Origin of the sequence: Pseudomonas protegens, from assembly GCF_013407925.2 — a bacterium.
GTDB lineage: Bacteria > Pseudomonadota > Gammaproteobacteria > Pseudomonadales > Pseudomonadaceae > Aquipseudomonas > Aquipseudomonas fluorescens_AP.
In genome coordinates this window covers 2,756,477-2,779,747 of the sequence record NZ_CP060201.1, presented here as the reverse complement: position 1 = coordinate 2,779,747, position 23,271 = coordinate 2,756,477, and the positions used below count along the sequence as shown (strand labels likewise).

Sequence of the window (23,271 nt, the reverse complement as noted above, 5' to 3'; positions counted from 1 at the left end):
ACAACCGGGCGCCACCCGCTGGTAGCGCCTCGGCGATTGCGACAGTTTGCCAGCAGGTCGCGCCACTGGCTATCGGCGCACGATCAGATACAGGCCCACTGCGATCATCACGCCGGCAGGCCAGTGCCCCAGTTCCTGCAGTGGGCCGCCAGCGGCCAGAACGGCGCCGCCGGCCAGATGAGCGGTGCCCAGCAAGCGCAGGAACCAGTCGTCCTTGCGTCGCTGCCAGGGCGCCGGAGGATCGGCGGCGTGGGGCTGCGACATGCGTTCCAGCAGGTCGCGGGTCATGTTGGCCAGGTGCGGCAGTTGCTCGATCTGGCTGTGGATATTGCCCAGCACCGCCTTGGGGCTGACCCGCTCGCGCATCCAGCGTTCGAGGAAGGGTTGCGCGGTGTTCCACAGATCCAGGTCCGGGTACAGCTGGCGGCCCAGGCCTTCAATGTTGAGCAGGGTCTTCTGTAGCAGCACCAGTTGCGGCTGCACTTCCATGTTGAAGCGCCGAGCGGTCTGGAACAGGCGCATCAGCACCTGGCCGAAGGAAATGTCCTTCAGCGGCTTTTCGAAGATCGGCTCGCACACGGTACGGATTGCCGCCTCGAATTCGTTGAGCTTGGTTTCTGCCGGGACCCAACCGGAGTCGATGTGCAACTGGGCCACGCGACGGTAGTCGCGCTTGAAGAAGGCGAACAGGTTGCGTGCCAGGTAGTCCTGGTCTTCCGGGGTCAGGCTGCCGACGATGCCGCAGTCGATGGCGATGTACTGCGGGCTCCAGGGCTGCACGGTGCTGACGAAGATGTTGCCCGGGTGCATGTCGGCGTGGAAGAAACTGTCGCGGAACACCTGGGTGAAGAAGATCTCCACACCCCGCTCGGCGAGCATTTTCATGTCGGTGCGCTGGTCGGCCAGGGTCGCCAGGTCAGTGACCTGGATGCCATAGATGCGCTCCATCACCAGTACCTTCGGCCGGCACCAATCCCAGTAGACCTGGGGGACATACAGCAGCGGCGAACCTTCGAAGTTGCGCTTGAGCTGGCTGGAGTTGGCCGCCTCGCGCAGCAGGTCGAGCTCGTCGTAGATGGTTTTCTCGTAGTCGCTGACCACGTCCACCGGGTGCAGCAGGCGGGCGTCGGCCGAAAGCCTTTCCGCGGCGCGGGCGAGGATGAACAGCCATGCCAGGTCCTGGGCGATGATCGGCTTGAGCCCGGGGCGGATCACCTTGACCACCACTTCTTCACCGGTCTTGAGCTTGGCGGCGTGGACCTGGGCCACCGAGGCCGAGGCCAGCGGCTCAATGTCGAAGCGACTGAACACGTCGCTGATCTTCTTGCCCAGTTGCTCTTCGATCAGGGCCACGGACTTCTGCGAGTCGAACGGTGGTACCCGGTCCTGCAGCAGCATCAGTTCGTCGGCGATGTCTTCCGGCAGCAGGTCGCGGCGGGTGGAGAGGATCTGCCCGAACTTGATGAAGATCGGTCCCAGGTCTTGTAGCGCCAGGCGCAGCCGGGCACCGCGGCTCAGGTCCAGTGGCTTGCGCGGGAACCAGCGCCAGGGCAAGGCGAAGCGCAGGGCCAGGAGAAACCAGGGCAGGGGCAGGGCGAATAGCAGGTCATCGAGACGGTAGCGGATCACGACGCGCTGGATGCGCAACAGACGGCGGACGGCAAGCAGCTTCATGCGTTATCGCTTGGGTCAAGGGATCGGGAAAGGCGCTCGAAGCGCGCCTCAAGGCGTTCCAGGTCGAGTTTGGCCTGATCCAGTTCGCGAAAGCGCGCTTCGGCTTCGCGCTGACCCACCAGGGTCCGCGATTCTTCGGCAAGGAATTCGGCAAGGTTCTGATTCAGGCTGGCAAAGCCCTGTTGATACCAGCGTGCCCGGCTGCGCACATGGCCACTGAACAGCTGGGTGGCCACGGGGCCCAGCCAGCGGGACAGTTCGTATTCCCAGTCCAGCTCCAGGTCCTGGAGGATGGCCGCCAGGTCCAGCAGCACGCCGCTGTCGCCTTCCAGCTCCACCTCCGGCGCGTGCAGCACTGCGGTCTTGTCCTTGCTCAGGGCCAGGCGTACCAGGCTCGATGCCGGCGCGCGCAGGATGCAGTCCGGTTCGGCGGCCCACTGGCTGGCCAGTATCAGGCCTTCATCGCTGGGCAGGATGAACAGTTGCAGTGCCGGGCTGCGGCAGTCGACGGCGATCACCTTGCCGTTGAGGTGCTGCAGGCGCGGCAGGGCCGTGCTGTCCAGACGCAGCACCCGGTTGATGCCGGTCTCGACGCTGGCGAGCAGGCCGCTGAGCAACATCAGGGCTTGATGCCGCGGTGCAGGGCGACGATGCCTGCGGTCATGTTGTGATAGGTCACGCGGTCGAAACCGGCTTCGACCATCATCGACTTCAGGGTTTCCTGGTTGGGGTGCATGCGGATCGATTCGGCCAGGTAGCGGTAGCTTTCCGAGTCGTTGGTGATCAGCTTGCCGGCCAGGGGCATGAAGGCGAACGAATAGGCGTCGTAGACCTTGGACATCAGCGCGTTGGTCGGCTTGGAGAATTCCAGCACCAAGAGGCGGCCACCGGGCTTGAGCACCCGCAGCATGGAGCGCAGGGCGTCTTCTTTATGGGTGACATTGCGCAGGCCGAAGGCGATGGTCACGCAGTCGAAATGGTTGTCGGGGAACGGCAGTTTTTCCGCGTCGGCCTGGACGAATTCGACGTTGCCGGCCACACCCAGGTCCAGCAGGCGGTCACGGCCGACCTTGAGCATGGATTCGTTGATGTCCGCCAGCACCACTTGGCCGGTCGGTCCTACCAGGTGGGAAAACCGCTTGGTCAGATCGCCCGTGCCGCCGGCGATATCCAGCACGCGGTTGCCGGCGCGCACGCCGGAGAGCTCGATGGTGAAGCGTTTCCACAAACGGTGCATGCCGCCGGACAGTACGTCGTTCATCAGGTCGTACTTGGCCGCTACCGAGTGGAACACCTCTGCGACTTTTTCCGCTTTCTGGCTTTCAGGAACGTTCTTGAAGCCGAAATGCGTGGTGGGTTCGGCATCGCTGCCTTTGCGCTGATCAGTCATATCGCTGTCACCAAAAGAGAATGCGCGACATTCTAATCCCGGTGGCGGTCTTTGTCTTGGCAAGGCTGAATGTAAGATAGCGAACCGCCGGGACGTTTTGACGCACGCAGGGTCAAGATGCTTCAGGCAAGTCCGGAAACAGCAGGAGTCCTTCGATGGCCCGTATTAGTGTTGAACGCGCCCATGGCCTGGGTAAGCAGGTGGCCCGTGAAAAGGCCGATAAACTGGCGCAGAAACTCGCCGATCAATATGGCTTGGAGCCGCAATGGGCGGGGGATACGCTGAACCTCAAGCGCTCCGGGGTCAAAGGCGCGGTGCATGTGGGCGAGGCGTCGATCCGGATCGACGTGGAGCTGGGTCTGTTGATGTCGGCCATGAGCGGCACCATCCAGTCGGAAATTGAAAAAGCCCTGGACAAGGCCCTGGCCTGACCTCCACTCCCCAGGAGCCGGCTTGCAGGCCAATCCCAGGCACTGCAATGGTTGCCAAGGTTAAGCGCCTTGCCGGCGAGCCGGCTCCGACATGAATTGATGACATTCGTTAGGGTGCCGATTCTAATTTTTCTCTCTAGGTTGTGCCTCAGGTCCTCGTTCCGAGGACGGTTCCTCAAACCATCCGCGCGTGAGGTGCACCATGGCCAAAGTGATTCTGAAGAAAAAAGTTGATGCTCAATCGACTGCTCTGAGCGAAGTCAAATCCTATGCCCGCAAGATCTGGCTGGCAGGCCTTGGGGCCTACGCCAAAGTCGGCCACGAAGGCAGCGAATACTTCCAGGAGTTGATCAAGGCCGGTCAATCCGTTGAAAAGAAAGGCAAAAAAGTTGTCACTGAACAACTTGAAGCGGCCAATAGTCAGATAGATAGCGTTAAAGGGGATGTCAGTACTCTTAAAGGCAAGGTCGAAGTGCAGCTGGACAAGGTCGAGAAGGCCTTTGACACGCGCGTCGCCAGTGCCTTGAATCGCATCGGCATTCCGTCTAAACATGACGTCGAGACACTCTCTGCTAAGCTCGATGAGCTGACGGCGTTGCTCGAACGTGTCGCGCGTAAACATTAAGGAGAACGGGATGGCTGGTAAAAAGAATACTGAAAAAGAAGGCAGCTCGTGGATCGGGAAAGTCGAAGAGTACTCCCGTAAAATTTGGCTTGCTGGTTTAGGCGTGTACTCGAAAATCGACTCTGACGGCAGCAAGCTTTTCGAGACACTGGTCAAAGATGGCGAGAAAGCCGAGAAACTGACCAAGAGCGTAGTCGGCAAGAAAGTCGATGCCGCCAAAGACTCCGCAAGTTCGGCCAAGTCGCGCATCAGCGACGTCAAGGACCGCGCCCTGGGCAAGTGGGACGAACTGGAAGGCGCTTTCGACAAGCGTTTGAACAGTGCCATCTCGCGTCTGGGCGTACCGAGCCGCAACGAGGTGAAAGCACTGCATGACAAGGTCGACACCCTGACCAAGCAGATTGAAAAACTCACAGGTGCCAAGGTCGCGCCGGTTGCGGCCAAGACCGCCGCTGCCAAGCCTGCGGCAAAACCTGCAGCCAAGCCTCTGGCCAAAGCTGCCGCTAAACCCGCCGCCAAGCCTGCCGCGAAAACCGCTGCCGCCAAACCGGCTGCCAAAACCGCTGCCAAGCCTGTTGCAGCAAAACCTGCGGCCAAGCCCGCCGCCAAGCCAGCGGTAAAAGCCGCTGCCAAACCCGCCGCCAAGCCTGCGGCTAAACCCGCTGTGGCGAAAAAGCCTGCCGCCAAGAAGCCTGCTGCCAAGCCCGCGGTGGCGGCCAAGCCTGCAGCGCCAGCCCCGACGGCTTCGGCCAGCTCGGCAAACTCTGCCGCAGCCCCCAGCCCGGCGGTAGCGCCGACTGCTGCGCCAGCTCCAGCGACGCCAAGCAGCCAGTCCTGATTGCATCGGGCACAGACAACGCCCGGCCTCTAAAGGCCGGGCGTTTTTTATTGGGCCGCGTTCGGTACTCGCCAGGCGCGCCTATGCCTGTTCTTCCAGGTAGCGCAACGCCATCTGTTCGGTGGCCAGCTTCGCCGGCGGCAGCAGGTGCGGAGCCACCAGCATCATGATCTGGTAGACCACCAGGCGCACTTCCCCCTCGCGATCAAGAATCCGCTGGTAGTCCAGGGAAAACAGCAGGGTCAGGGTGATCTGTTCCACCAGTTGGCCCAGGGCCTGGGTCCCGCTGACCAGTTGCCCCTGGGCCTTGAGTCGGGCCAGCAGCGAGGCCAGGGTGCGCTTGAGGGCGTTGAGCAGGTGGCGAATGCCCTTGGCCAGTTTCGGCAGGCGCCCCGCGAGGTTAGACAGATCCTGGAACAGGAAGCGGTAGTGGGCCAGGCGCTCGACAATCAGGTGCAGGAACAGCCAGTAGTCTTCCGGCGCCAGTTGGGCATCGGACGGCGGGTCCAGCAGCGGTGTCAGCTCGTTCTGGAAACGTTCGAACAGGCCGAGTACCAGGGGCTCCTTGCCATGGAAGTGGTAGTAGAGGTTGCCGGGGCTGATGCCCATCTCATTGGCCACCTCCATGGTGGAGACGTTGGGCTCGCCCTTCTGGTTGAACAGTTGCAGGGCACATTCGAGTATCCGGTCGCGGGTCTTCATCCTGACTTCTTGTCGGTCCATTGGGCGGACGACTCCGGCATGGAGTCGTGGAGCAAAGTGTTTTCAGCGCACGCGCACGTAGGTGCCCGGTGCATCCTCCATGGGCGGATAGTTCGGGTTGCCGAGGGTGGTCAGGGTTTCCCGCTGCGCTCCAGAGTGCTCCTGGACCCAGCTCAGCCACTGGCCCCACCAGCTGCCGTCGACATGCTTGGCGTCGTAATACCAGGCTCGCGGATCGCTGCTGAGTTTGCGGTTTTCCACGTAGTTGGCCTTGGGGTTGCTCGGCGGGTTGAGAATGCTCTGCACATGCCCGCTGTTGGACAGCACGAAGCGCCGTTCTCCGCCCAGCAGCAGGGTCGAGCGGTACACCGCATCCCAGGGAGTGATGTGATCGTTGATACCGGCCACGCTGAAGCTGTCCACCGTGACCTTCTGCAGATCGATCGGGGTGCCGCAGACTTCAAGTCCGCCTTCGTGGCTCAGAGGGTTGTGCTTGAAGAAGTCCAGCAGGTCGCCGTGCAAGGCGGCGGGCAGGCGGGTGCTGTCGTTGTTCCAGTAGAGGATGTCGAAGACCGGCGGCTCCTTGCCCAGCAGGTAGTTGTTGACCCAGTAGTTCCAGATCAGGTCGTTGGGGCGCATCCAGGCAAACACCTTGGCCATGTCGCGGCCATCGAGCACCCCTTGCTGGTAGGAGCGACGCTTGGCCGCTTCCAGGGTTTTCTCATCGGCGAACAAGGTGGCCGGGCTGTCCAGCTGGCTGTCCAGCAGACTCACCAGGTAAGTGGCGCTGGCGACCCGGCGCAGCTGGCGCTTGGCCTGCAGGTGACCTTGCAGGGCGGCGATGGTCAGGCCGCCGGCGCAGGCGCCCACCAGGTTGACGTCCCGACTGCCGGTGATGGCCCGGGCGACGTTCAGTGCCTCCTCGGTAGCCTCTACGTAGCTTGACAGGCCCCATTCGCGATGGCGCACGTCCGGGTTGCGCCAGCTGATCATGAACACCTGCAGGCCGTTCTTCAGGGCGTACTGGACGAAGCTGTTGTGCGGGCTGAGGTCGAAGATGTAGTACTTGTTGATTTGCGGCGGCACGATCAGCAACGGCTTGGCGTACTGTTTCTCGCTCATGGGGCTGTACTGGATCAGTTCCAGCAGCTCATTGCGAAACACCACCGAGCCTGGGGTCACGGCCAGATTCTTGCCGATCTCGAAGGCGTGCTTGGTCACCTGGCTGGGCAGTCCGTTGTTGTGCAACAGGTCGTCCAGCAGGTTGCCGATGCCGCGCACCACGCTGTTGCCGCCGGTGTTGAAGATTTCCTTGAGGGCCAGGGGATTGAGCAGGGTGTTGGAGGGCGACACCGCGTCGTTGAGCAGGGAGAAGGCAAAGTGCGCCCGGGCCCGGTCGTCCTCGCTCATGCCGCTGTCGTCGATCCAGTGCCGGACCTGCTTCTGCCAGCTGAGGTAGGCCTGCAAGCCTCGTTTGTAAAAGGGGTTGAGGGTCCAGGCCGGGTCGGCGAAGCGGTTGTCCTTGGGATTGGGTTTATGCAGGGTTTCCCCCAGCAGTACACGTCCCAACTGGCCACCCAGGGCCAAGGTATGGCGGGCACTGTGCAACGGGTTGCGCAAGCTGTGGGCCGCAATGCTGCGCAGTGTCGAGAGCAGATCCCGGCCGCGCAGACCGGTGATCGCGCTCTGCGCATTGATGTAGGCCGCAGGGGCCGGAAGCGAACCCTGTGCAGGCTTGTCTTGCATGAGTCAACACTCCTTCGTCAAACCACTAACAAGCAGACCAATCCAAGACAGACAACATAGTCGCTCCTGGCCTTTCTTGCGCGCGACGACCCTGTCGGCAGCGTTGTTTTATTTCGTTGGGTGCGATGGCAGTGGATGCGGGTGCATCACGGCGCGTTGTCGCTCTTCCTGGAGGAATTTCATGATGATCGGGGCGACGGCCTCGGCCCGGGTGATCAGGAACAGGTGGCCGTCGTCGATGATGTGCAGCTGCGCGTTGGGAATCCGCCAGGCCAGCATGCGCATATTGATCAGGGGGATCAGTGGGTCATCGTCGCCGGCCAGCACCAGTGTCGGCTGGTGGATCTTGTGCAGCCAGTGGATGCTGGTCCAGCCCAGTCCGGCGAACAGCTGCCAGTAGTAGCCCAGCTTGCCGGCCGAGCGGACCTTGGCGGCGTGTTCGGCGGCCAGGTTCGGATCGCGACGGAAGGCACCGCCGTAGATCAGCGGCGCGATGCGCATCACATGGGAAGGCTGCACGTAGCGCCGTGGGCTGGCCATCATCCACAGCACCTTGGGTTTGCCGGGGACCATGAAAGCGCCGGCGGCAGTGGCCGCCAGTACCAGTTTCTTGCAGCGTTCGGGGTAGTCGTAGGCGAACTGCTGGGCCAGGGCTCCACCCCAGGACACGCCCACGGCATTGACCTGGCCGTAGTCCAGGTAATCGAGCATGCGGGCGGTCAGCTTGGCCAGGCCGGGAAAACGATAAGGCCGGCTCGGGGTCGAGGAACCGCCCACGCCGGGGACGTCGAAGGCAATGACTTCCAGGTCAGGATCCAGGGCCTGGACAAAGGGAAAGACCAGCTCCAGGTTGGCGCCGATACCGTTGAAGATCAGCAGCGGCGTCAAGTGAGGCTTGCCGGGGCGTACCGCCGTGCGGATGGTCTGCCCATCCAGATCAACGGTGCGAAAGATAAAAGAATGTGGCATGCCGTAGCCCTGTGAATTGAACCAAGGGCGACGCCGTTCCTGGCGTCGTCCGGATTTTCTGAGGCCAGGCCTCGTACCAAGAATAGGGCTTGGCGACGCCTCCTGGCGCCGCATCGTTCAATGCCTTGACTCAGCGCTCGTGGACGTAGGTCCCCGGTGCGGCTTCGGCGGCGGCGTACTTTTTGTTGCCCAGCGTGCTGGGGGCCGCTTTCAGCTCGCCGGAACGCTCTGCCTGCCAGGCTTGCCAGTACAGCCACCAGGAGTCGGTGTGCTTGATCGAGTTTTCCTGCCATTGATCGGGGCAGACCGGGATCTCGGTGCTGGTCATGTAGCGCGCCTTGGGGTTGCCCGGCGGATTCAGGATGCTCTGGATATGCCCGCTGCTGGACAGCACGAACTCCACGTTGCCGCCAAACAGTTGCGCCGACTTGTAGCAGGACTTCCACGGGGTGATGTGATCGTTGGTGCCGGCCAGGGAAAAGATATCGGCGGTCACCTGTTTCAGGTCGATGGGCGTGCCGCACACTTCCAGTGCATTGGGGCGCACCAGCGGGTTGTTCTTGAACATCTCGATCAAATCGCCGTGGAACGCCGCGGGCAGGCGGGTGGTGTCGTTGTTCCAGAACAGGATGTCGAACACCGGTGGTTCGTTGCCCAGCAGGTAGTTGTTGACCCAGTAGTTCCAGATCAGGTCGTTGGGGCGCATCCAGGCAAATACCTTGGCCATGTCGCGACCTTCGAGCACGCCGGCCTGGTAGGAGTGGCGCTTGGCCGCTTCCAGGGTCTGCTCGTCGACGAACAGCGCCACCTGGGTATCCAGGGTGGTGTCGAGCACGCTGACCAGCAGGGTCAGGGCATTGACCTTCTTTTCCCCGAGCGCGGCGTAGTGGCCCAGCAGCGCGGTGCAGGTGATGCCGCCGGAGCAGGCCCCGAGCATGTTCACATCCTTGCTGCCAGTGATCGCGGTGACCACGTCGACCGCCTCCTTCAGGGCCTCGATGTAGGTCGACAGGCCCCATTCCCGTTGTGCCTTGGTGGGGTTGCGCCAGCTGACAATGAAGGTCTGCACGTTGTTGCGCAGGCAGAAGCGCGCCAGGCTCTTGTCCGGGCTGAGGTCGAAGACGTAGAACTTGTTGATCTGGGGTGGCACCACCAGCAGCGGGCGCTCATACACCTGCTCGGTGATCGGCCGGTACTGGATCAGCTCCAGCACATCGTTGCGGAACACCACCGCGCCCTCGCTGGTGCCGAGGTTCTTGCCCACTTCAAAGGCGTCCATGTTGACCTGGCTGGGCATGCCGCCGTTCTGCACCAGGTCCTTGGCCAGATGGGACAGGCCGTCCAGCAGGCTCTTGCCGCCGGTTTCGAAGAAGCGCTTGACCGCGGCGGGGTTGGCCATGCTGTTGGTAGGCGCCATGGCCTCGGTCATCAGGTTGATCACGAAATGACCACGGCTGATGTCCTGGTCGGACAGGTTGCTGTCGCCGATCCAGTCGTGAAGCTCCTTGCGCCACGCCAGGTAGGTTTGCAGATAGCGTTTGTACAGCGGGTTCTGGCTCCAGGCCGGATCGTTGAAGCGACGGTCGTCGCTCTCCGGTTGCAGGGTCGACTTGCCAAATAGCACGTTCTTCAGCTCAAGGCCGAAATGGGCGACATGCTTGACGCTGTGGATGGGTTGTTTGATGGCCTGGGTGAGCACCATTCGAGCAGAGGTAAGCAGATCCTTTCTACGCAAGCCGATGACCGGATTGAGCCCCAGGGTGTTTTCCGAGGCTTGGCGTTTCAGGTCATCGATATTCTTGTTACTCATCTACGACGCTCCATTGTCCTGAGACGAGTACCGGACCTGCTGTGCAGTCACACAGCACGATGCCAGGTACTACTGCTCGGGTGACCGTTGATTGCGTACCGCTGCTTTAAAAGTGCAGAGAACTCTGCAGGGAACTTGCCAGTTCCATTGGTTACCCGAGTTTAATTTTTTTCGCAAGCAGGCCATTCATTGGCCATGCAGCCCAGCATTCAAACAGATGAAATTAGAAAATGCCCTCTAAACAGCCGGAGGCTCGGGCTAGAGCATCAGCTTGATTATCGACTCATTCGGATCGCGGGATTTTCCGGCCGCTTTGAGCTCTGCCAGATAATCGCTCCACAGCTCGTCCTGACGCAAAGCCAACTGGTACAGGTAGTCCCAGGTGAACAGTCCGCTGTCATGGCCATCGTCGAAGGTCAATTTCAGTGCGTACTGGCCCGCCGGTTCAACCTTGCTCAGGCCGACGCCGAGCTTGCCGAATTGCAGGATGGGCTTGCCGTGGCCCTGGACCTCGGCGGAGGGAGAATGCACCCGCAGGAATTCCGCAGGCAGGTGATAGACCTCGTCCGGCCCGTAGGTCAGGGTCAGGGTTTTCGAGGCTTTGTGCAGGTTGATGCCGGAGGGGAGTTTAGTCATGGAGGCAGCTTAAAGCTGCAAGCTGCAAGCTACAAGATGACCGCGATCAACTTGCAGCTTGAGGCTTTGAGCTTGTCTCTTAGAGGATGTAGCGCGACAGATCTTCGTTCTGCGCCAATTCGCCCAGGTGGCTGTTGACGTAGGCCGCGTCGATGCGGATCGGCTCTTCGTTATGGGCGCTGGCCAGGTCGCCGGCACTGAACGACACCTCTTCCAGCAGGCGCTCGAGCAGGGTGTGCAGGCGACGTGCACCGATGTTCTCGGTCTTCTCGTTGACCTGCCAGGCAATCTCCGCCAGGCGCTTGATGCCCTCGGGCAGGAACTCGATGTTCAGGCCTTCGGTCTTGAGCAGCTCACGGTATTGCTCGGTCAGCGACGCGTGAGGCTCGCTGAGGATGCGCTCGAAGTCTTCCGGCGACAGGGCCTTGAGTTCGACGCGGATCGGCAGGCGCCCTTGCAGCTCCGGCACCAGGTCGCTGGGCTTGCTCAGGTGGAAAGCACCGGAGGCAATGAACAGGATGTGGTCGGTCTTGACCATGCCCAGCTTGGTGTTGACGGTGCAGCCTTCGATCAGGGGCAGCAGGTCGCGCTGCACGCCTTCGCGGGACACATCGACGCCGCCGGAGTTGCCGCGCTTGGCCACTTTGTCGATTTCGTCGATGAACACGATGCCGTGTTGCTCGACGGCTTCCAGCGCCTTGGCCTTCAACTCCTCGTCGTTGACCAGGCGGCTGGCCTCTTCATCCCGCACCAGCTTCAGCGCTTCCTTGACCTTGAGCTTGCGGCTCTTGCGCTTGCCCTTGCCCATGTTGGCGAACAGGTTCTGCAGCTGGTTAGTCATTTCTTCCATGCCCGGAGGCGCGGAGATGTCGACGCCGGTGACTTCCGCCACTTCGATCTCGATTTCCTTGTCGTCCAGCTGACCTTCGCGCAGGCGCTTGCGGAACAGCTGGCGGGTGTTGGAGTCCTGGGCCGGCGCTTCATCGCTGTTGAAGCCCATGCGCGCCGGTGGCAGCAGGGCGTCGAGGATGCGCTCTTCGGCGGCGTCTTCGGCGCGGTGGCGAACCCGGATCATTTCCTGTTCGCGGAACATCTTGATCGCCGCATCGGCCAGGTCACGAATGATCGATTCGACGTCGCGACCGACATAGCCGACTTCGGTGAACTTGGTGGCTTCGACCTTGATGAACGGTGCATTGGCCAGCTTGGCCAGGCGGCGGGCGATTTCGGTCTTGCCGACACCGGTCGGGCCGATCATCAGGATGTTCTTGGGCGTCACTTCAACGCGCAGTTCGGCCGGCAGTTGCATCCGGCGCCAGCGGTTGCGCAGGGCGATCGCGACGGCGCGCTTGGCATCGTCCTGGCCGATGATGTGGCGGTTGAGTTCGTGGACGATTTCGCGGGGTGTCATGGACATAGTAATTGGCGGTCCTCAAGCAAGAATGAATGCCGTGGCGCGAGCGCCGCAACAGGCTTATTCCGCGAGATCCTGCTCCTCGATGGTTTGAGTGTGGTTGGTGAATACGCAGATGTCGCCGGCAATGCCCAGGGCCGTCTCGACGATTTCGCGAGCCGACAAGTCGGTCTTCTTCAGCAGGGCGCTGGCCGCGGCCTGGGCGTAGGCGCCACCGGAACCCATGGCGATCAGGCCGTCCTCCGGCTCCACCACGTCGCCGTTGCCGGTGATGATCAGGGAGGCGTCCTTGTTGGCCACGGCCAGCATGGCCTCCAGGCGGCTGAGGGAGCGGTCGGTGCGCCATTCCTTGGCCAGTTCGACGGCGGCGCGCACCAGGTGACCCTGATGTTTCTCCAACTGGCCTTCGAAACGTTCGAACAGGGTGAAGGCGTCAGCGGTGGCTCCGGCAAAACCGGCAATCACCTGGCCGTGGTACAGGCGACGGACTTTTTTCGCGTTGCCTTTCATCACGGTGTTGCCGAGAGAAACCTGGCCGTCGCCGCCCATGACGACTTTGCCGTGGCGGCGGACTGAAACGATGGTGGTCAAGGGGAAGTCTCCACACAGCGGGGCGAAAGTGCCCTGATGGAAACTCATATGGGGGTGGCTGAGCGTTTTTCAACTGGAGGCTTTGGCGGGGGACCGGCGGTCATTGTTGCCAGCTGCAAGCGCTTCGCGGGCCAGCCCGCTCCTACAGCGCGTTGTGCAGGAGTGGGCTGGTTCGCGATCCATCGTGGAGCGGTCGGCTCAGCGGCTCTGGCGCTGTTGTAACAGCAGGTTGCTGAAGCCGGCGCCGGACAGTTGTTTCTGGGCCACGGTGAGCTGTTCGCGGTTGCTGAACGGCCCGACCAATACCCGGTACCAGGTTTCGTCCTTCACCGTGCCGGATTCCACCGCCACCGACTGGCCCAGCAGGATGATCTGCGCCCGTACCTTGTCGGCATCGGCCTGCTTGCGGAACGAGCCGGCCTGGAGGAAGAACTTGGTCACAGGCGCCGCCTTGGCCACCGGTGGCGCCGGTGGCGGGGTGATGCCGGCCAGGGCCGCCTGGGCCCGGGCGGTGTCGATCTTCGCCGCTTCCGCCGGGGTTACCGGGGTGGTGGGCACCGGCGGCACTTGCGGCGTCGGCAGGGTTTTCTCCGGCACGGCCTCCGGCGGCACTATGACCTCCGATTCCGGCAGCAGGGTATAGAAGTCGTACTTGGGCTTCACCGGTTGCTGCGGGCTCGGCGGGGTCTTGTTGGCCTCGGCGATCTTGCTGGCTTTCTGCTGTTCGATCTTCTCGCGCTTGACGCTGTCGCCGCCCTTGCCCGGTTCGAGCTTCATCAGGAACACGATGAAGGCACCGATGGTCAGGCCGATGGCCAGCCACAACCAGCCCGGAATCGGCTTCTTGGCCGGGGCCTGGTAGCGGCTGGCGCCACGCTTGGGTGCGGGTTTTTTCTTGGCAGCCAACTTACATTTGCTCCAGGACTTTGAGGCCCAGCAGTTCCAGACCTTGCTTGAGGGTACGGCGGGTCAGCTCGGTGAGGCGCAGGCGGCTGTGCATCTGCGTCGGCGTCTCGGCCGCCAGGATCGGGCAGTTCTCGTAGAAGCTGGAGAACAGGCCGGCCACGTCATACAGGTAGGTGCAGAGGATGTGCGGCGTGCCCTTGTCGGCGACGTTGTTGAGGATCTCGCCGAACTGCGCCAGCTTGGCCGCCAGTTCCAGCTCCTGGGCCGCGTGCAGTTCGATCTGCCCGCCGACTTCGCTGAAGTCCTTGCCCAGCTTGCGGAACACACCGGCGGCGCGGGTGTAGGCGTACAGCAGGTAAGGGGCGGTGTTGCCTTCGAAGTTGAGCATCAGGTCGAAGTTGAAGCTGTAGTCGCTGGTGCGGTGCTTGGACAGGTCGGCGTATTTCACCGAGTCGATGCCCACCACCTTGGCGATGCTGCGCAGATCGGCTTCCGGCAGTTGCGGGTTTTTCTCTTTGACCAGGGCGTAGGCGCGTTCTTCGGCTTCGGTGAGCAGGTCGATGAGCTTCACGGTGCCGCCGTCGCGGGTCTTGAACGGACGGCCGTCGGCGCCGTTCATGGTGCCGAAGCCCATGTGCTCCATTTCCATCGGATGGGTCACGAAGCCGGCCTTGCGGGCCACGGCGAACACTTGCTGGAAGTGCAGGGCCTGGCGCTGGTCGACGAAGTACAGGGCGCGATCGGCCTTGAGCTTGCCACTGCGGTAGCGCACGGCGGCCAGGTCGGTGGTGGCGTACAGGTAGCCGCCGTCGGCCTTGACGATGATCACCGGCAGCGGCTCGCCTTCGGCATTCTTGAACTCGTCGAGGAACACGCACTGGGCGCCGTTGCTCTCCACCAGCATGCCCTGGGCCTTGAGGTCGTTGACCACGTTGATCAGGTCATCGTTGTAGGCGCTCTCGCCCATGACATCGGCCATGGTCAGCTTGACGTTGAGCAGCTCGTAGATCTTCTGGCAGTGGGACAGGGAGATGTCCTTGAACTTGGTCCACAGCTCCAGGCAGTCCGGGTCGCCGGCTTGCAGCTTGACCACCAGGCCGCGGGCGCGGTCGGCAAAGGCTTCGGACTCGTCGAAGCGCTGCTTGGCGGCGCGGTAGAAGTTCTCCAGGTCCGACAGCTCGTCGCTGATGATCGGGTTTTCTTCCAGGTAGGCCATCAGCATGCCGAACTGGGTGCCCCAGTCGCCGACGTGGTTCTGACGGATCACGGTGTCGCCGAGGAACTCCAGGACCCGCGCCACGCCGTCACCGATGATGGTGGAGCGCAGGTGGCCAACGTGCATTTCCTTGGCCAGGTTGGGCGCCGACATGTCGATCACGGTGCGCTGCACCGGGCCGGCCTTGCGCACGCCCAGGTGCTCGTCGCCAAGGGCGGCGTCCAGGCGCGCGGCCAGGGCCTGGGTGTTCTGGAAGAAGTTGATGAAGCCCGGGCCGGCGATTTCCGCCTTGCTCAGGTCCTCATGGGCCGGCAGCGCGGCGATGATTTTTTCTGCCAGGTCGCGGGGCTTCATGCCGGCGGGCTTGGCTAGCATCATGGCGATATTGCTGGCGAAGTCGCCGTGGGTCTTGTCGCGGGTGTTTTCGACCTGGATCGCCGGCGTCAGGCCTTCTGGCAACACACCTTCGGTGACGAGTTGGGTGATGGCTTGCTGGATGAGCTGGCGAATGGTGTCTTTCATGGTCTTCTCGTTCGACCGCTGGCGCGGCGGCGCGTTGGTGCGCGGGTGGAAAAACTGGGCATTATCCGTTGCTGGAACGGGCTTGCCAACTATAGAGGGCTGCAGGGGGATCGGTGGCGGCTATTCGGTCCTGTTCGCGGGCGAGCCCGCTCCTACGGGTCTGATGCTGCCCATTGTAGGAGCGGGCTGGCCCGCGAAAACGCGATATCGGTCAATACAAATCCACCGGGTCCACATCCAGCGACCAGCGGACCTGGCGTCCGCTGGGCATCTGCTCCAGCACCAGCAGCCAGCTGCTCAGCAGCCGATGCAGCGGTGCCCGGGCATTGGCTTGCAGCAGCAGCTGCGCGCGATAACGCCCGGCGCGCCGTTCCATCGGCGCCGGAACCGGCCCCAGCAGCTCGATGCCCCCCAGGTTCAGTTCCGCCAGCAGGCGCTCGGCCTCGCTGCAGGCCTCATCGAGAAAACCTTCGGCCTGCCCCGGTTTGTGCGCCTCGGCCCGCAGCAGGGCCAGGTGGGCAAAGGGCGGCAGGCCAGCGGCGCGCCGCTCGCTCAGGGCCTGTTCGGCAAAGGCGAAGTAGCCCTGTTCGGTCAGTTGCACCAGCAGCGGGTGGTCGGCGAGGTGAGTCTGGATGATCACCTTGCCGGGCTCTTCGGCACGCCCGGCGCGCCCGGCGACCTGGACGATCAGTTGCGCCATGCGCTCGCTGGCGCGGAAGTCCCCGGAAAACAGGCCGCCGTCGGCGTCGAGGATCGACACCAGGGTGACCCGGGGGAAGTGGTGACCCTTGGCCAGCATCTGGGTGCCCACGAGGATGCACGGATGTCCTTTCTGGATGGCGGCGAACAGCTGGTTCATCGCGTCCTTGCGCGAGGTGCTGTCGCGGTCCACCCGCAACACCGGGTAGTCGGGAAACAGAATGCCCAGGCGTTCTTCCGCGCGCTCGGTGCCGGCGCCCACGGGACGCAGGTCGACCTTGCCGCATTGCGGGCAGTGCCGGGGCACCCGCTCGACATGGCCGCAATGGTGGCAGCGCAACTCGCCGGAGCGCTGGTGCACGGTCATGCGGGCGTCGCAGCGCTGGCATTCGGACATCCAGCCGCAGTCGTGGCACAGCAAGGTCGGGGCGAAACCGCGGCGGTTGAGGAACACCAGCACTTGCTGCCCGGCGGCCAGGGTCTGGCCGATGGCTTGCTGCATGGGACCGGAAATGCCGCTGTCCAGGGGACGGCTCTTCACATCCAGGCGCAGGAAGCGTGGTTGCTTGGCGCCGCCGGCCCGTTCGTTCAGGCGCAGCAGGCCGTAGCGGCCGGTGTAGGCGTTGTGCAGGCTTTCCAGGGACGGCGTGGCCGAGCCGAGGACGATGGGGATGTTTTCCTGGCGGGCGCGCACCAGGGCCAGGTCGCGGGCGTGGTAGCGCAGGCCTTCCTGCTGTTTATAGGAGCCGTCGTGCTCCTCGTCGATGATGATCAGCCCGGGGTTCTTCATCGGCGTGAACAAGGCCGAGCGGGTGCCGATGATGATGTCGGCCTCGCCATCCCGGGCGGCGAGCCAGGCGTCCAGGCGTTCGCGGTCGTTGACCGCCGAGTGCAGCAGGGCGATGCGGGCGTTGAAACGCTGCTCGAAGCGCGCCAGGGTTTGCGGGCCCAGGTTGATCTCCGGGATCAGCACCAGGGCCTGTTTGCCGGCTTCGAGGGTTTCGCGGATCAACTGCAGGTAGACCTCGGTCTTGCCGCTGCCGGTGACCCCGGCCAGAAGAAAGGCGTGGTAGCTGTCGAACCCGGCGCGGATCGCTTCGTAGGCGGCGCGCTGCTCGCTGTTGAGCGGCAGTTCGGGCTGGGCCAGCCAGTGTTCATGGCGCACGCCCGGCGCGTGCTTGCGTACTTCCACTTGCACCAGATCCTTGGTCAGCAACAGGTCCAGGCTGTCCTTGCTCAACATCAGCTTGCTCAGCAGCGCGTGGGGCACGCCATGGGGGTGTTGGGCCAGGGTGGCCAGCGCCTCGCGCTGGCGCGGGGCGCGGGCGATGCGCGGGTCATCAAGTCGGGCGCCGGGAGCTATCGACCAGAAGCGTTCCTGGCGGGCCTCGGCCAGCTCGCCCTGGCGCAGCAGCACCGGCAAGGCCCAGCTCAGGGTGTCGCCGAGGCTGTGCTGATAGTACTGGGCGGTCCACAGGCACAGCTTGAACAGGGCCGGGGGCAGCGGTGGCGTGGGGTCCAGCAGGGCCAGGGCCGGCTTGAGCTTTTCTGCCGGAACCTCGCTGTGATCCGCCACTTCCACCAGGATGCCGATCATTTCCCGGCGGCCGAAGGGCACTCGCAGGCGCATCCCCGGATGCAGCTGGGCGCGCAGCACACCGGCCGGGGCACGGTAGTCGAAGAGGCGGCGCAGAGGCGAAGGCAGGGCGAGGCGCAGAATGGCGTCGGGCACGCGGGACAATCTCGATGAGCGGACGGTAAATAGGCTCCGGAGCCTAACAGACGAGCCGTGGGGTGTCCTGCATAAGCGTGCGTGCCTCCTGCTCTGCGAAGGTTTTCTCGCGGCCGGGCAGGCGCCGCCGTTCAGTGCTTGGCAAAGCCTGGGCTGTCAAGGTTGTGCTGGCTTTTTCTGATGGGGGGTACTCAGGATCTCTTGCGCGTTTGATGCGGTCTGGTAGAATCCGCGCCCTAATTCGTGCGGTATTCAACAATAGTGTTGGGTGGCGGCACGCTAGCCTGAGGAATACACCATGAAAGCCGATATCCATCCAGTATACGAAGCCGTTACCGCTACCTGCAGCTGCGGTAACGTCATCGAAACTCGCTCCACCCTGGCCAAGCCTCTGAGCCTGGACGTGTGCAACGAGTGCCACCCGTTCTACACCGGTAAGCAAAAGACTCTGGACGTTGGCGGTCGTGTCGACAAGTTCAAGTCGCGCTTCGGTGCTTTCGGCGCAACGAAAAAGGCCTGAGGCTGATCGTTCTGGAAAGCCGATACCGACTTTCCTCGCTGATGAAAAAGGCGTCCCTAGTGGGCGCCTTTTTTGTGGGCGCGATTTGGCTGACCACCGCCCAGGCGTTTTGCCCGGCGCCCGAGGGGCTGATTCCTGCAACGGTCCAGCGGGTGGTGGATGGCGATACCCTGCGTCTCAAGGATGGTCGCAGTGTGCGGATGATCGGCCTCAATGCGCCGGAACTGGCCAGCCGGGGGCGTCCGGCCGAGCCGTTCGCGCTGGCGGCGCGGCAACGTTTGCAGCGCCTGGTGGCGCAGAGCGGTGGGCGGGTCGGCTTGCTGCCCGGGCGTGAGCGGCGCGATCGTCATGGTCGGATGCTGGCCCATGTCTATGACGGCAGCGGGACCAATCTCGAAGCCCGGTTGATTGCCGAAGGGCTTGCCTATCAGATCGCCATCGTGCCGAACGTCGCCCTGGTCGCGTGTCAGCAGGCTGCGGAAAACCATGCGCGCCGAGCGGGGCTGGGGCTCTGGCGACGACCAGCTGTACTGAAAGCGCAGCAGATCCGCCGTTCGGGCTTTGTCCTGCTCGAGGGGCGTGTGAGCAAGGTCGAACGCAATCGTGGCGGGGTTTGGATCACATTGCGTGGTGCAGTTGTATTGCGTATTGCACCCAATGTGCTGGGGCGTTTCGATCGTCGGTGGCTCAAGGGGCTGTCCGGGCGGCGCATCGAGGCCCGGGGCTGGGTGGTGGCACGATCACGTTCGGCTGGTTTCAGGTCGGGCGGGGCGGACTGGATGTTGTCGCTGAGCGACGTTTCCATGGTCAGACTTCTCTGATAAAGAAAAATTGTAGACATTTTTCAAATGGATTGTGAACAGTTGAAAGCCTTGTACCCCGTGGCTCTTGGCCCAAAGTCGTACGCTACGGGCCTTGACAGGGGTGACTGGGCAGTCTTGTAGGGACTATGCGACACGCGTATCCTCGGCGGTCCGTCTGTCCAACAGTAAAAAGCGGAATGCCCACATGTCTGATTTGAAAACTGCCGCTCTCGAATATCATGCCAATCCTCGTCCAGGAAAGCTGAGTGTCGAGCTCACCAAGGCCACTGCTACCGCTCGTGATCTGGCCCTGGCCTACAGCCCCGGCGTAGCCGAGCCGGTACGCGAAATCGCTCGCGATCCGGAACTGGCCTACAAGTACACCGGCAAAGGCAACCTGGTTGCCGTCATTTCCGATGGCACCGCGATTCTCGGCCTGGGTAACCTCGGCCCACTGGCCTCCAAGCCGGTGATGGAAGGCAAGGGCGTGCTGTTCAAGCGTTTCGCCGGCATCGATGTATTCGACATCGAAGTCGACTCCGAGAGTCCGCAGGCTTTCATCGACACCGTCAAGCGCATCTCCATCACCTTCGGTGGCATCAACCTGGAAGACATCAAGGCCCCCGAGTGCTTTGAGATCGAACGCGCTCTGATCGAGCAGTGCGACATTCCGGTGTTCCACGATGACCAGCACGGCACCGCGATCGTGACCGCCGCCGGCATGATCAACGCCCTGGAAATCGCTGGCAAAACCCTGTCCGACGCCAAGATCGTCTGCCTGGGCGCCGGTGCGGCCGCCATCTCCTGCATGAAACTGCTGGTGAGCATGGGCGCGCAGATCGAGAACATCTTCATGGTTGACCGTACCGGCGTTATCCACGCTGGCCGTGACGACCTGAACCAGTACAAGGCGGTGTTTGCCCACACCACCGACAAGCGCACTCTGGCCGACGCCCTGCAAGGCGCCGACGTGTTCGTCGGCCTGTCCGGTCCGAACCTGCTGAGCGCCGAAGGCCTGAAGTCCATGGCGCCGAACCCGATCGTGTTCGCCTGCTCGAACCCGGATCCGGAAATCGCTCCCGAGCTGGCCCACGCCACCCGTAACGACGTGATCATGGCCACCGGTCGTTCGGACTACCCGAACCAGGTGAACAACGTGCTGGGCTTCCCGTTCATCTTCCGTGGTGCCCTGGACGTTCGCGCCAAGCGCATCAACGAAGAAATGAAGATCGCCGCGGCCAACGCCCTGCGTGAGCTGGCCAAGCTGCCAGTGCCGCAGGAAGTGTGCGACGCCTATGGCGGCATCAAGCTGGAATTCGGCCGTGAGTACATCATTCCGAAGCCAATGGATGCCCGCCTGATCACCGTGATCTCCGATGCCGTGGCCAAGGCCGCCATCGAGACCGGCGTGGCAACCCTGCCGTATCCGAAGAACTACCCGCTCAAAAGCGTGGATGACGTGTTCAACGGCTAACAGCCGCCCATAAAAAAACCCGGCCATCGAGCCGGGTTTTTTTATGGGCGGGCAATCGGCGGCTAGCTGCAAGTTTCCAGCTGCAAGAGCGGGGTGCGCTCTTGCCTGCCGCCGATCACTTGCAGCTTGCCGCTGCTCTTAGAAGAGGTCGATCGGCGCCGCTTCGTCCGCCGGCAGCGGGCTGCCCGGGGCGACGCCATTGCCCAGCTCGTTGACCGAGGGTGGCGTGTCTTCGCTCTTGAACAGCTCGAAGTAGGCATTCGGCGTGCCCGGGGCGGCGGCGCGGCCGCTGACCGGGTCGACCCGCAGGCTGAGGATGCCTTCCGGTTCGGCCTGGGTGTGCGGCGGCTTGCCCTTGAGGGCGGCGCCCATGAAGTTCATCCAGATCGGCAGGGCCACGGTGCCACCGTATTCGCGACGCCCGAGGCTTTCCGGCTGGTCGAAACCGGTCCAGACGGTGGTCACGTAGTCGGCGTTGTAGCCGGAGAACCAGGCGTCCTTGGATTCGTTGGTGGTACCGGTCTTGCCGGCCAGGTCCGAACGGCCCAGGGCCAGGGCTCGGCGGCCGGTGCCCAGCTTGATCACGTCCTCGAGCATGCTGTTGAGGATGTAGGTGGTGCGTCCGTCGATGATCCGTTCGGCGACGGCAGGCGTCTGTACCGGCGCCTGGACCGGGTTTTCGCCGGCCACGGTGTTGACCGTGAAGCTGTGCTCTGGCGCCGCGATGCCGCTGCTGGCGGTGTTCCCGGTGGGAACGCTGGGCGGGTTGGCGCTGAACAGCAACTCGCCGTTGCGGCTTTCGATCTTGTCGATGATGTACGGGGTGATCTTGTAGCCGCCGTTGGCAAAGGTGCTCCATCCGGTGGCGATCTCCATGGGGGTCAGGGTCGCGGTGCCCAGGGCCAGGGACAGGTTGCGCGGCAGGTCCTGCTTGTTGAAGCCGAACTTGCTGATGTAGTCGATGGTGTGGTCCACGCCCATGCTCTGCAGCAGGCGGATCGACACCAGGTTGCGCGACTTGTACAGCGCTTCGCGCATGCGAATCGGGCCGAGGAAGGTGTTTGTGTCGTTCTTCGGCCGCCAGACCTTGTCCAGGTATTCGTCGACGAACACGATCGGTGCGTCGTTGACCAGGCTGGCCGCGGTGTAGCCATTGTCCAGGGCCGCGCTATAGACGAAGGGCTTGAAGCTCGAGCCGGGCTGGCGCTTGGCTTGCATCGCGCGGTTGTAGTTGCTCTGTTCGAAGGCAAAACCACCGACCAGGGCGCGGATCGCACCGTTTTGCGGGTCCAGGGTCACCAGCGCGCCCTGGGCGACCGGGACCTGGCTGAACTTCAGGGAATTGTCCGCCTGGCGCTGCACGCGTATCAGGTCGCCGACCTGGGCCACGTCCGCCGGCTGGCGAGGCGCGGCGCCCATGCTGTTGGTGTTGAGGAACGGCCGGGCCCATTTCATGCTCTCCCAGGCCACATGTTCCTCGCCGTTGCGGGTCAGCACCTGGATGCCATTCTTCTCGACCTGGGTCACGATCGCCGGTTCCAGGCTGCTGATGGTCCGCTGCTTGGTCAGCTCTGTGGCCCAGGCGGCATGGGTCTTGCCGGGCAGGCGCGACTCCGGCCCGCGGTAGCCATGGCGCTGGTCGTAGGTCATCAGGCCTTCCTGGACCGCGGTATTGGCCATTTCCTGCAGGTCGCTGGGCACCGTGGTGGTGACGCGGAAACCTTCGGTGTAAGCGTCGCTGCCATAGCGGCCGACCATCTCGGCGCGGGCCATTTCGGCGATGTAGGGCGCGTTCACTTCCGGTGTCGGCACGTGGTAGCTGGCGTTCAGCGGCTCGTTGATGGCTTCGGTGTAGGCCGCTTCGGTGATCTTGCCCAGCTTGTACATGCGGCCGAGGATCCAGTCGCGGCGCTCCTTGCTGCGCGCCGGATTGGCCAGCGGGTTGAAGCGCGAAGGGGCCTTGGGCAGGCCGGCGATCATCGCCATCTGCGCCAGGCTCACGTCACGAATGGACCTGCCGTAGTACACCTGGGCTGCCGCCTCGATCCCGTAGGCACGGTTGCCCAGGTAGATCTTGTTGACGTACAGCTCGAGGATCTCGTCCTTGGTCAGCTGCCGCTCGATCTGCAGGGCCAGGAGAATCTCGGTGGTCTTGCGCGAGAAGCTGCGCTCGCTGCTGAGGAAGAAGTTCTTCGCCACCTGCATGGTGATGGTGCTGCCGCCGGACTGGATGTGTCCGCTCTTGACCAATTGGGTCGCGGCGCGCATCAGGCTGCTGGGGTCAACTCCGTAATGGTTAGCGAAGTTGTCGTCTTCAGCACTTAGTAACGCATTGATGAAGTTGGGCGGAATTTCGGCGAAACGTATGGGGGTACGGCGCATTTCGCCAAATTCTGCGATCAACTTGCCGTCGCTGCTGTACACCCGCAGAGGAATCTGCAACTGGATGCTTCTCAGGGCCTCAACCGATGGAAGGCCGGGACTAAGATAGAGAAACGCACCGGAGAGGGCGAGAAGCAGCCCGCAGAACACAGCGACGATGGACCACCCGAAAAACTTCAGCAGACGAATCA

At 63.0% G+C, this 23,271-nt stretch carries 20 protein-coding genes; 6 read left to right on the top strand and 14 right to left on the bottom strand.

The features are described 5' to 3' along the window. Positions 1-69: 69 nt before the first annotated feature. Genes ubiB through ubiE form a run of 3 tightly spaced genes read right to left on the bottom strand, consistent with a single transcriptional unit; the run spans position 70 to position 3,064 of the window. Positions 70-1,674, bottom strand: coding sequence for a ubiquinone biosynthesis regulatory protein kinase UbiB (ubiB, locus tag GGI48_RS12815; RefSeq protein ID WP_179598593.1), 1,605 nt, complete (start codon positions 1,672-1,674; stop codon positions 70-72). Next, the gene (locus GGI48_RS12810) at positions 1,671-2,294 is read right to left on the bottom strand and encodes an SCP2 domain-containing protein (protein ID WP_179598591.1); all 624 of its coding nucleotides are present in this window, start codon (positions 2,292-2,294) and stop codon (positions 1,671-1,673) included. Before GGI48_RS12810 ends, ubiB begins: the two co-directional genes overlap by 4 nt. Then, positions 2,294-3,064, bottom strand: a complete 771-nt coding sequence (gene ubiE, locus GGI48_RS12805; RefSeq protein WP_011058802.1) for a bifunctional demethylmenaquinone methyltransferase/2-methoxy-6-polyprenyl-1,4-benzoquinol methylase UbiE — start codon at positions 3,062-3,064, stop codon at positions 2,294-2,296. The genes GGI48_RS12810 and ubiE overlap by 1 nt, the downstream gene beginning before the upstream one ends. 155 nt (positions 3,065-3,219) lie before the next feature. Here ubiE and GGI48_RS12800 point away from each other — a divergent pair, with 155 nt between their 5' ends. The 3 genes from GGI48_RS12800 to GGI48_RS12790 all read left to right on the top strand — a co-directional run bounded on the left by GGI48_RS12800 (position 3,220) and on the right by GGI48_RS12790 (position 4,958). After that, positions 3,220-3,495: a polyhydroxyalkanoic acid system family protein gene (locus GGI48_RS12800; RefSeq protein WP_016962738.1), complete on the top strand. Its 276-nt coding sequence runs from the start codon at positions 3,220-3,222 to the stop codon at positions 3,493-3,495. A gap of 202 nt (positions 3,496-3,697) precedes the next feature. Next, on the top strand, positions 3,698-4,120 hold the full coding sequence (locus GGI48_RS12795; protein ID WP_016962739.1) for a phasin family protein: 423 nt from the start codon (positions 3,698-3,700) through the stop codon (positions 4,118-4,120). Positions 4,121-4,130: 10 nt separating this feature from the next. After that, complete coding sequence (locus tag GGI48_RS12790; RefSeq protein ID WP_179598589.1) at positions 4,131-4,958, top strand: phasin family protein; 828 nt, start codon at positions 4,131-4,133, stop codon at positions 4,956-4,958. A gap of 81 nt (positions 4,959-5,039) precedes the next feature. Here GGI48_RS12790 and GGI48_RS12785 read toward each other — a convergent pair whose 3' ends face one another. The 10 genes from GGI48_RS12785 to GGI48_RS12740 form a co-directional block, all read right to left on the bottom strand. Next, positions 5,040-5,660, bottom strand: coding sequence for a TetR/AcrR family transcriptional regulator (locus tag GGI48_RS12785; protein ID WP_047301188.1), 621 nt, complete (start codon positions 5,658-5,660; stop codon positions 5,040-5,042). 63 nt (positions 5,661-5,723) lie between these two features. Next, on the bottom strand, positions 5,724-7,406 hold the full coding sequence (phaC, locus tag GGI48_RS12780; protein WP_179598587.1) for a class II poly(R)-hydroxyalkanoic acid synthase: 1,683 nt from the start codon (positions 7,404-7,406) through the stop codon (positions 5,724-5,726). A 108-nt stretch (positions 7,407-7,514) separates the two neighbouring features. Then, a complete protein-coding gene (gene phaZ / locus GGI48_RS12775; protein WP_016962741.1) occupies positions 7,515-8,375 on the bottom strand; it encodes a poly(3-hydroxyalkanoate) depolymerase in 861 nt (286 codons plus the stop codon). A gap of 130 nt (positions 8,376-8,505) precedes the next feature. Next, the gene (gene phaC / locus GGI48_RS12770; RefSeq protein ID WP_016962742.1) at positions 8,506-10,185 is read right to left on the bottom strand and encodes a class II poly(R)-hydroxyalkanoic acid synthase; all 1,680 of its coding nucleotides are present in this window, start codon (positions 10,183-10,185) and stop codon (positions 8,506-8,508) included. A gap of 258 nt (positions 10,186-10,443) precedes the next feature. Continuing rightward, positions 10,444-10,821 (bottom strand): gamma-butyrobetaine hydroxylase-like domain-containing protein, encoded by a 378-nt coding sequence (locus tag GGI48_RS12765; RefSeq protein WP_016962743.1) that lies wholly within the window; start codon positions 10,819-10,821, stop codon positions 10,444-10,446. Between the two features lie 79 nt (positions 10,822-10,900). Further along, on the bottom strand, positions 10,901-12,238 hold the full coding sequence (gene hslU / locus GGI48_RS12760) for an ATP-dependent protease ATPase subunit HslU (RefSeq protein ID WP_179598585.1): 1,338 nt from the start codon (positions 12,236-12,238) through the stop codon (positions 10,901-10,903). 57 nt (positions 12,239-12,295) lie between these two features. After that, complete coding sequence (gene hslV, locus GGI48_RS12755) at positions 12,296-12,826, bottom strand: ATP-dependent protease subunit HslV (protein ID WP_003186641.1); 531 nt, start codon at positions 12,824-12,826, stop codon at positions 12,296-12,298. A 198-nt stretch (positions 12,827-13,024) separates the two neighbouring features. Continuing rightward, positions 13,025-13,732 carry an SPOR domain-containing protein gene (locus tag GGI48_RS12750; RefSeq protein WP_179598583.1) on the bottom strand — a complete coding sequence of 236 codons (708 nt, stop codon included), beginning with the start codon at positions 13,730-13,732 and terminating at the stop codon, positions 13,025-13,027. Between the two features lies 1 nt (position 13,733). Next, positions 13,734-15,470: an arginine--tRNA ligase gene (gene argS, locus GGI48_RS12745; RefSeq protein WP_179598581.1), complete on the bottom strand. Its 1,737-nt coding sequence runs from the start codon at positions 15,468-15,470 to the stop codon at positions 13,734-13,736. Positions 15,471-15,681: 211 nt separating this feature from the next. After that, a complete protein-coding gene (locus GGI48_RS12740) occupies positions 15,682-17,901 on the bottom strand; it encodes a primosomal protein N' (protein WP_179598580.1) in 2,220 nt (739 codons plus the stop codon). A gap of 298 nt (positions 17,902-18,199) precedes the next feature. Here GGI48_RS12740 and rpmE point away from each other — a divergent pair, with 298 nt between their 5' ends. The 3 genes from rpmE (at position 18,200) to GGI48_RS12725 (ending at position 20,698) form a co-directional block, all read left to right on the top strand. Then, the gene (rpmE, locus tag GGI48_RS12735) at positions 18,200-18,421 is read left to right on the top strand and encodes a 50S ribosomal protein L31 (RefSeq protein ID WP_016962748.1); all 222 of its coding nucleotides are present in this window, start codon (positions 18,200-18,202) and stop codon (positions 18,419-18,421) included. Positions 18,422-18,462: 41 nt separating this feature from the next. Then, on the top strand, positions 18,463-19,242 hold the full coding sequence (locus GGI48_RS12730) for a thermonuclease family protein (protein ID WP_179598578.1): 780 nt from the start codon (positions 18,463-18,465) through the stop codon (positions 19,240-19,242). A gap of 187 nt (positions 19,243-19,429) precedes the next feature. Continuing rightward, positions 19,430-20,698, top strand: a complete 1,269-nt coding sequence (locus GGI48_RS12725; protein ID WP_016962750.1) for a malic enzyme-like NAD(P)-binding protein — start codon at positions 19,430-19,432, stop codon at positions 20,696-20,698. 138 nt (positions 20,699-20,836) lie between these two features. Here the strand turns inward: GGI48_RS12725 and GGI48_RS12720 are convergent, their stop codons facing one another. Beyond that, positions 20,837-23,269 carry a penicillin-binding protein 1A gene (locus GGI48_RS12720; protein ID WP_409565403.1) on the bottom strand — a complete coding sequence of 811 codons (2,433 nt, stop codon included), beginning with the start codon at positions 23,267-23,269 and terminating at the stop codon, positions 20,837-20,839. Between the last annotated feature and the right edge of the window lie 2 nt (positions 23,270-23,271).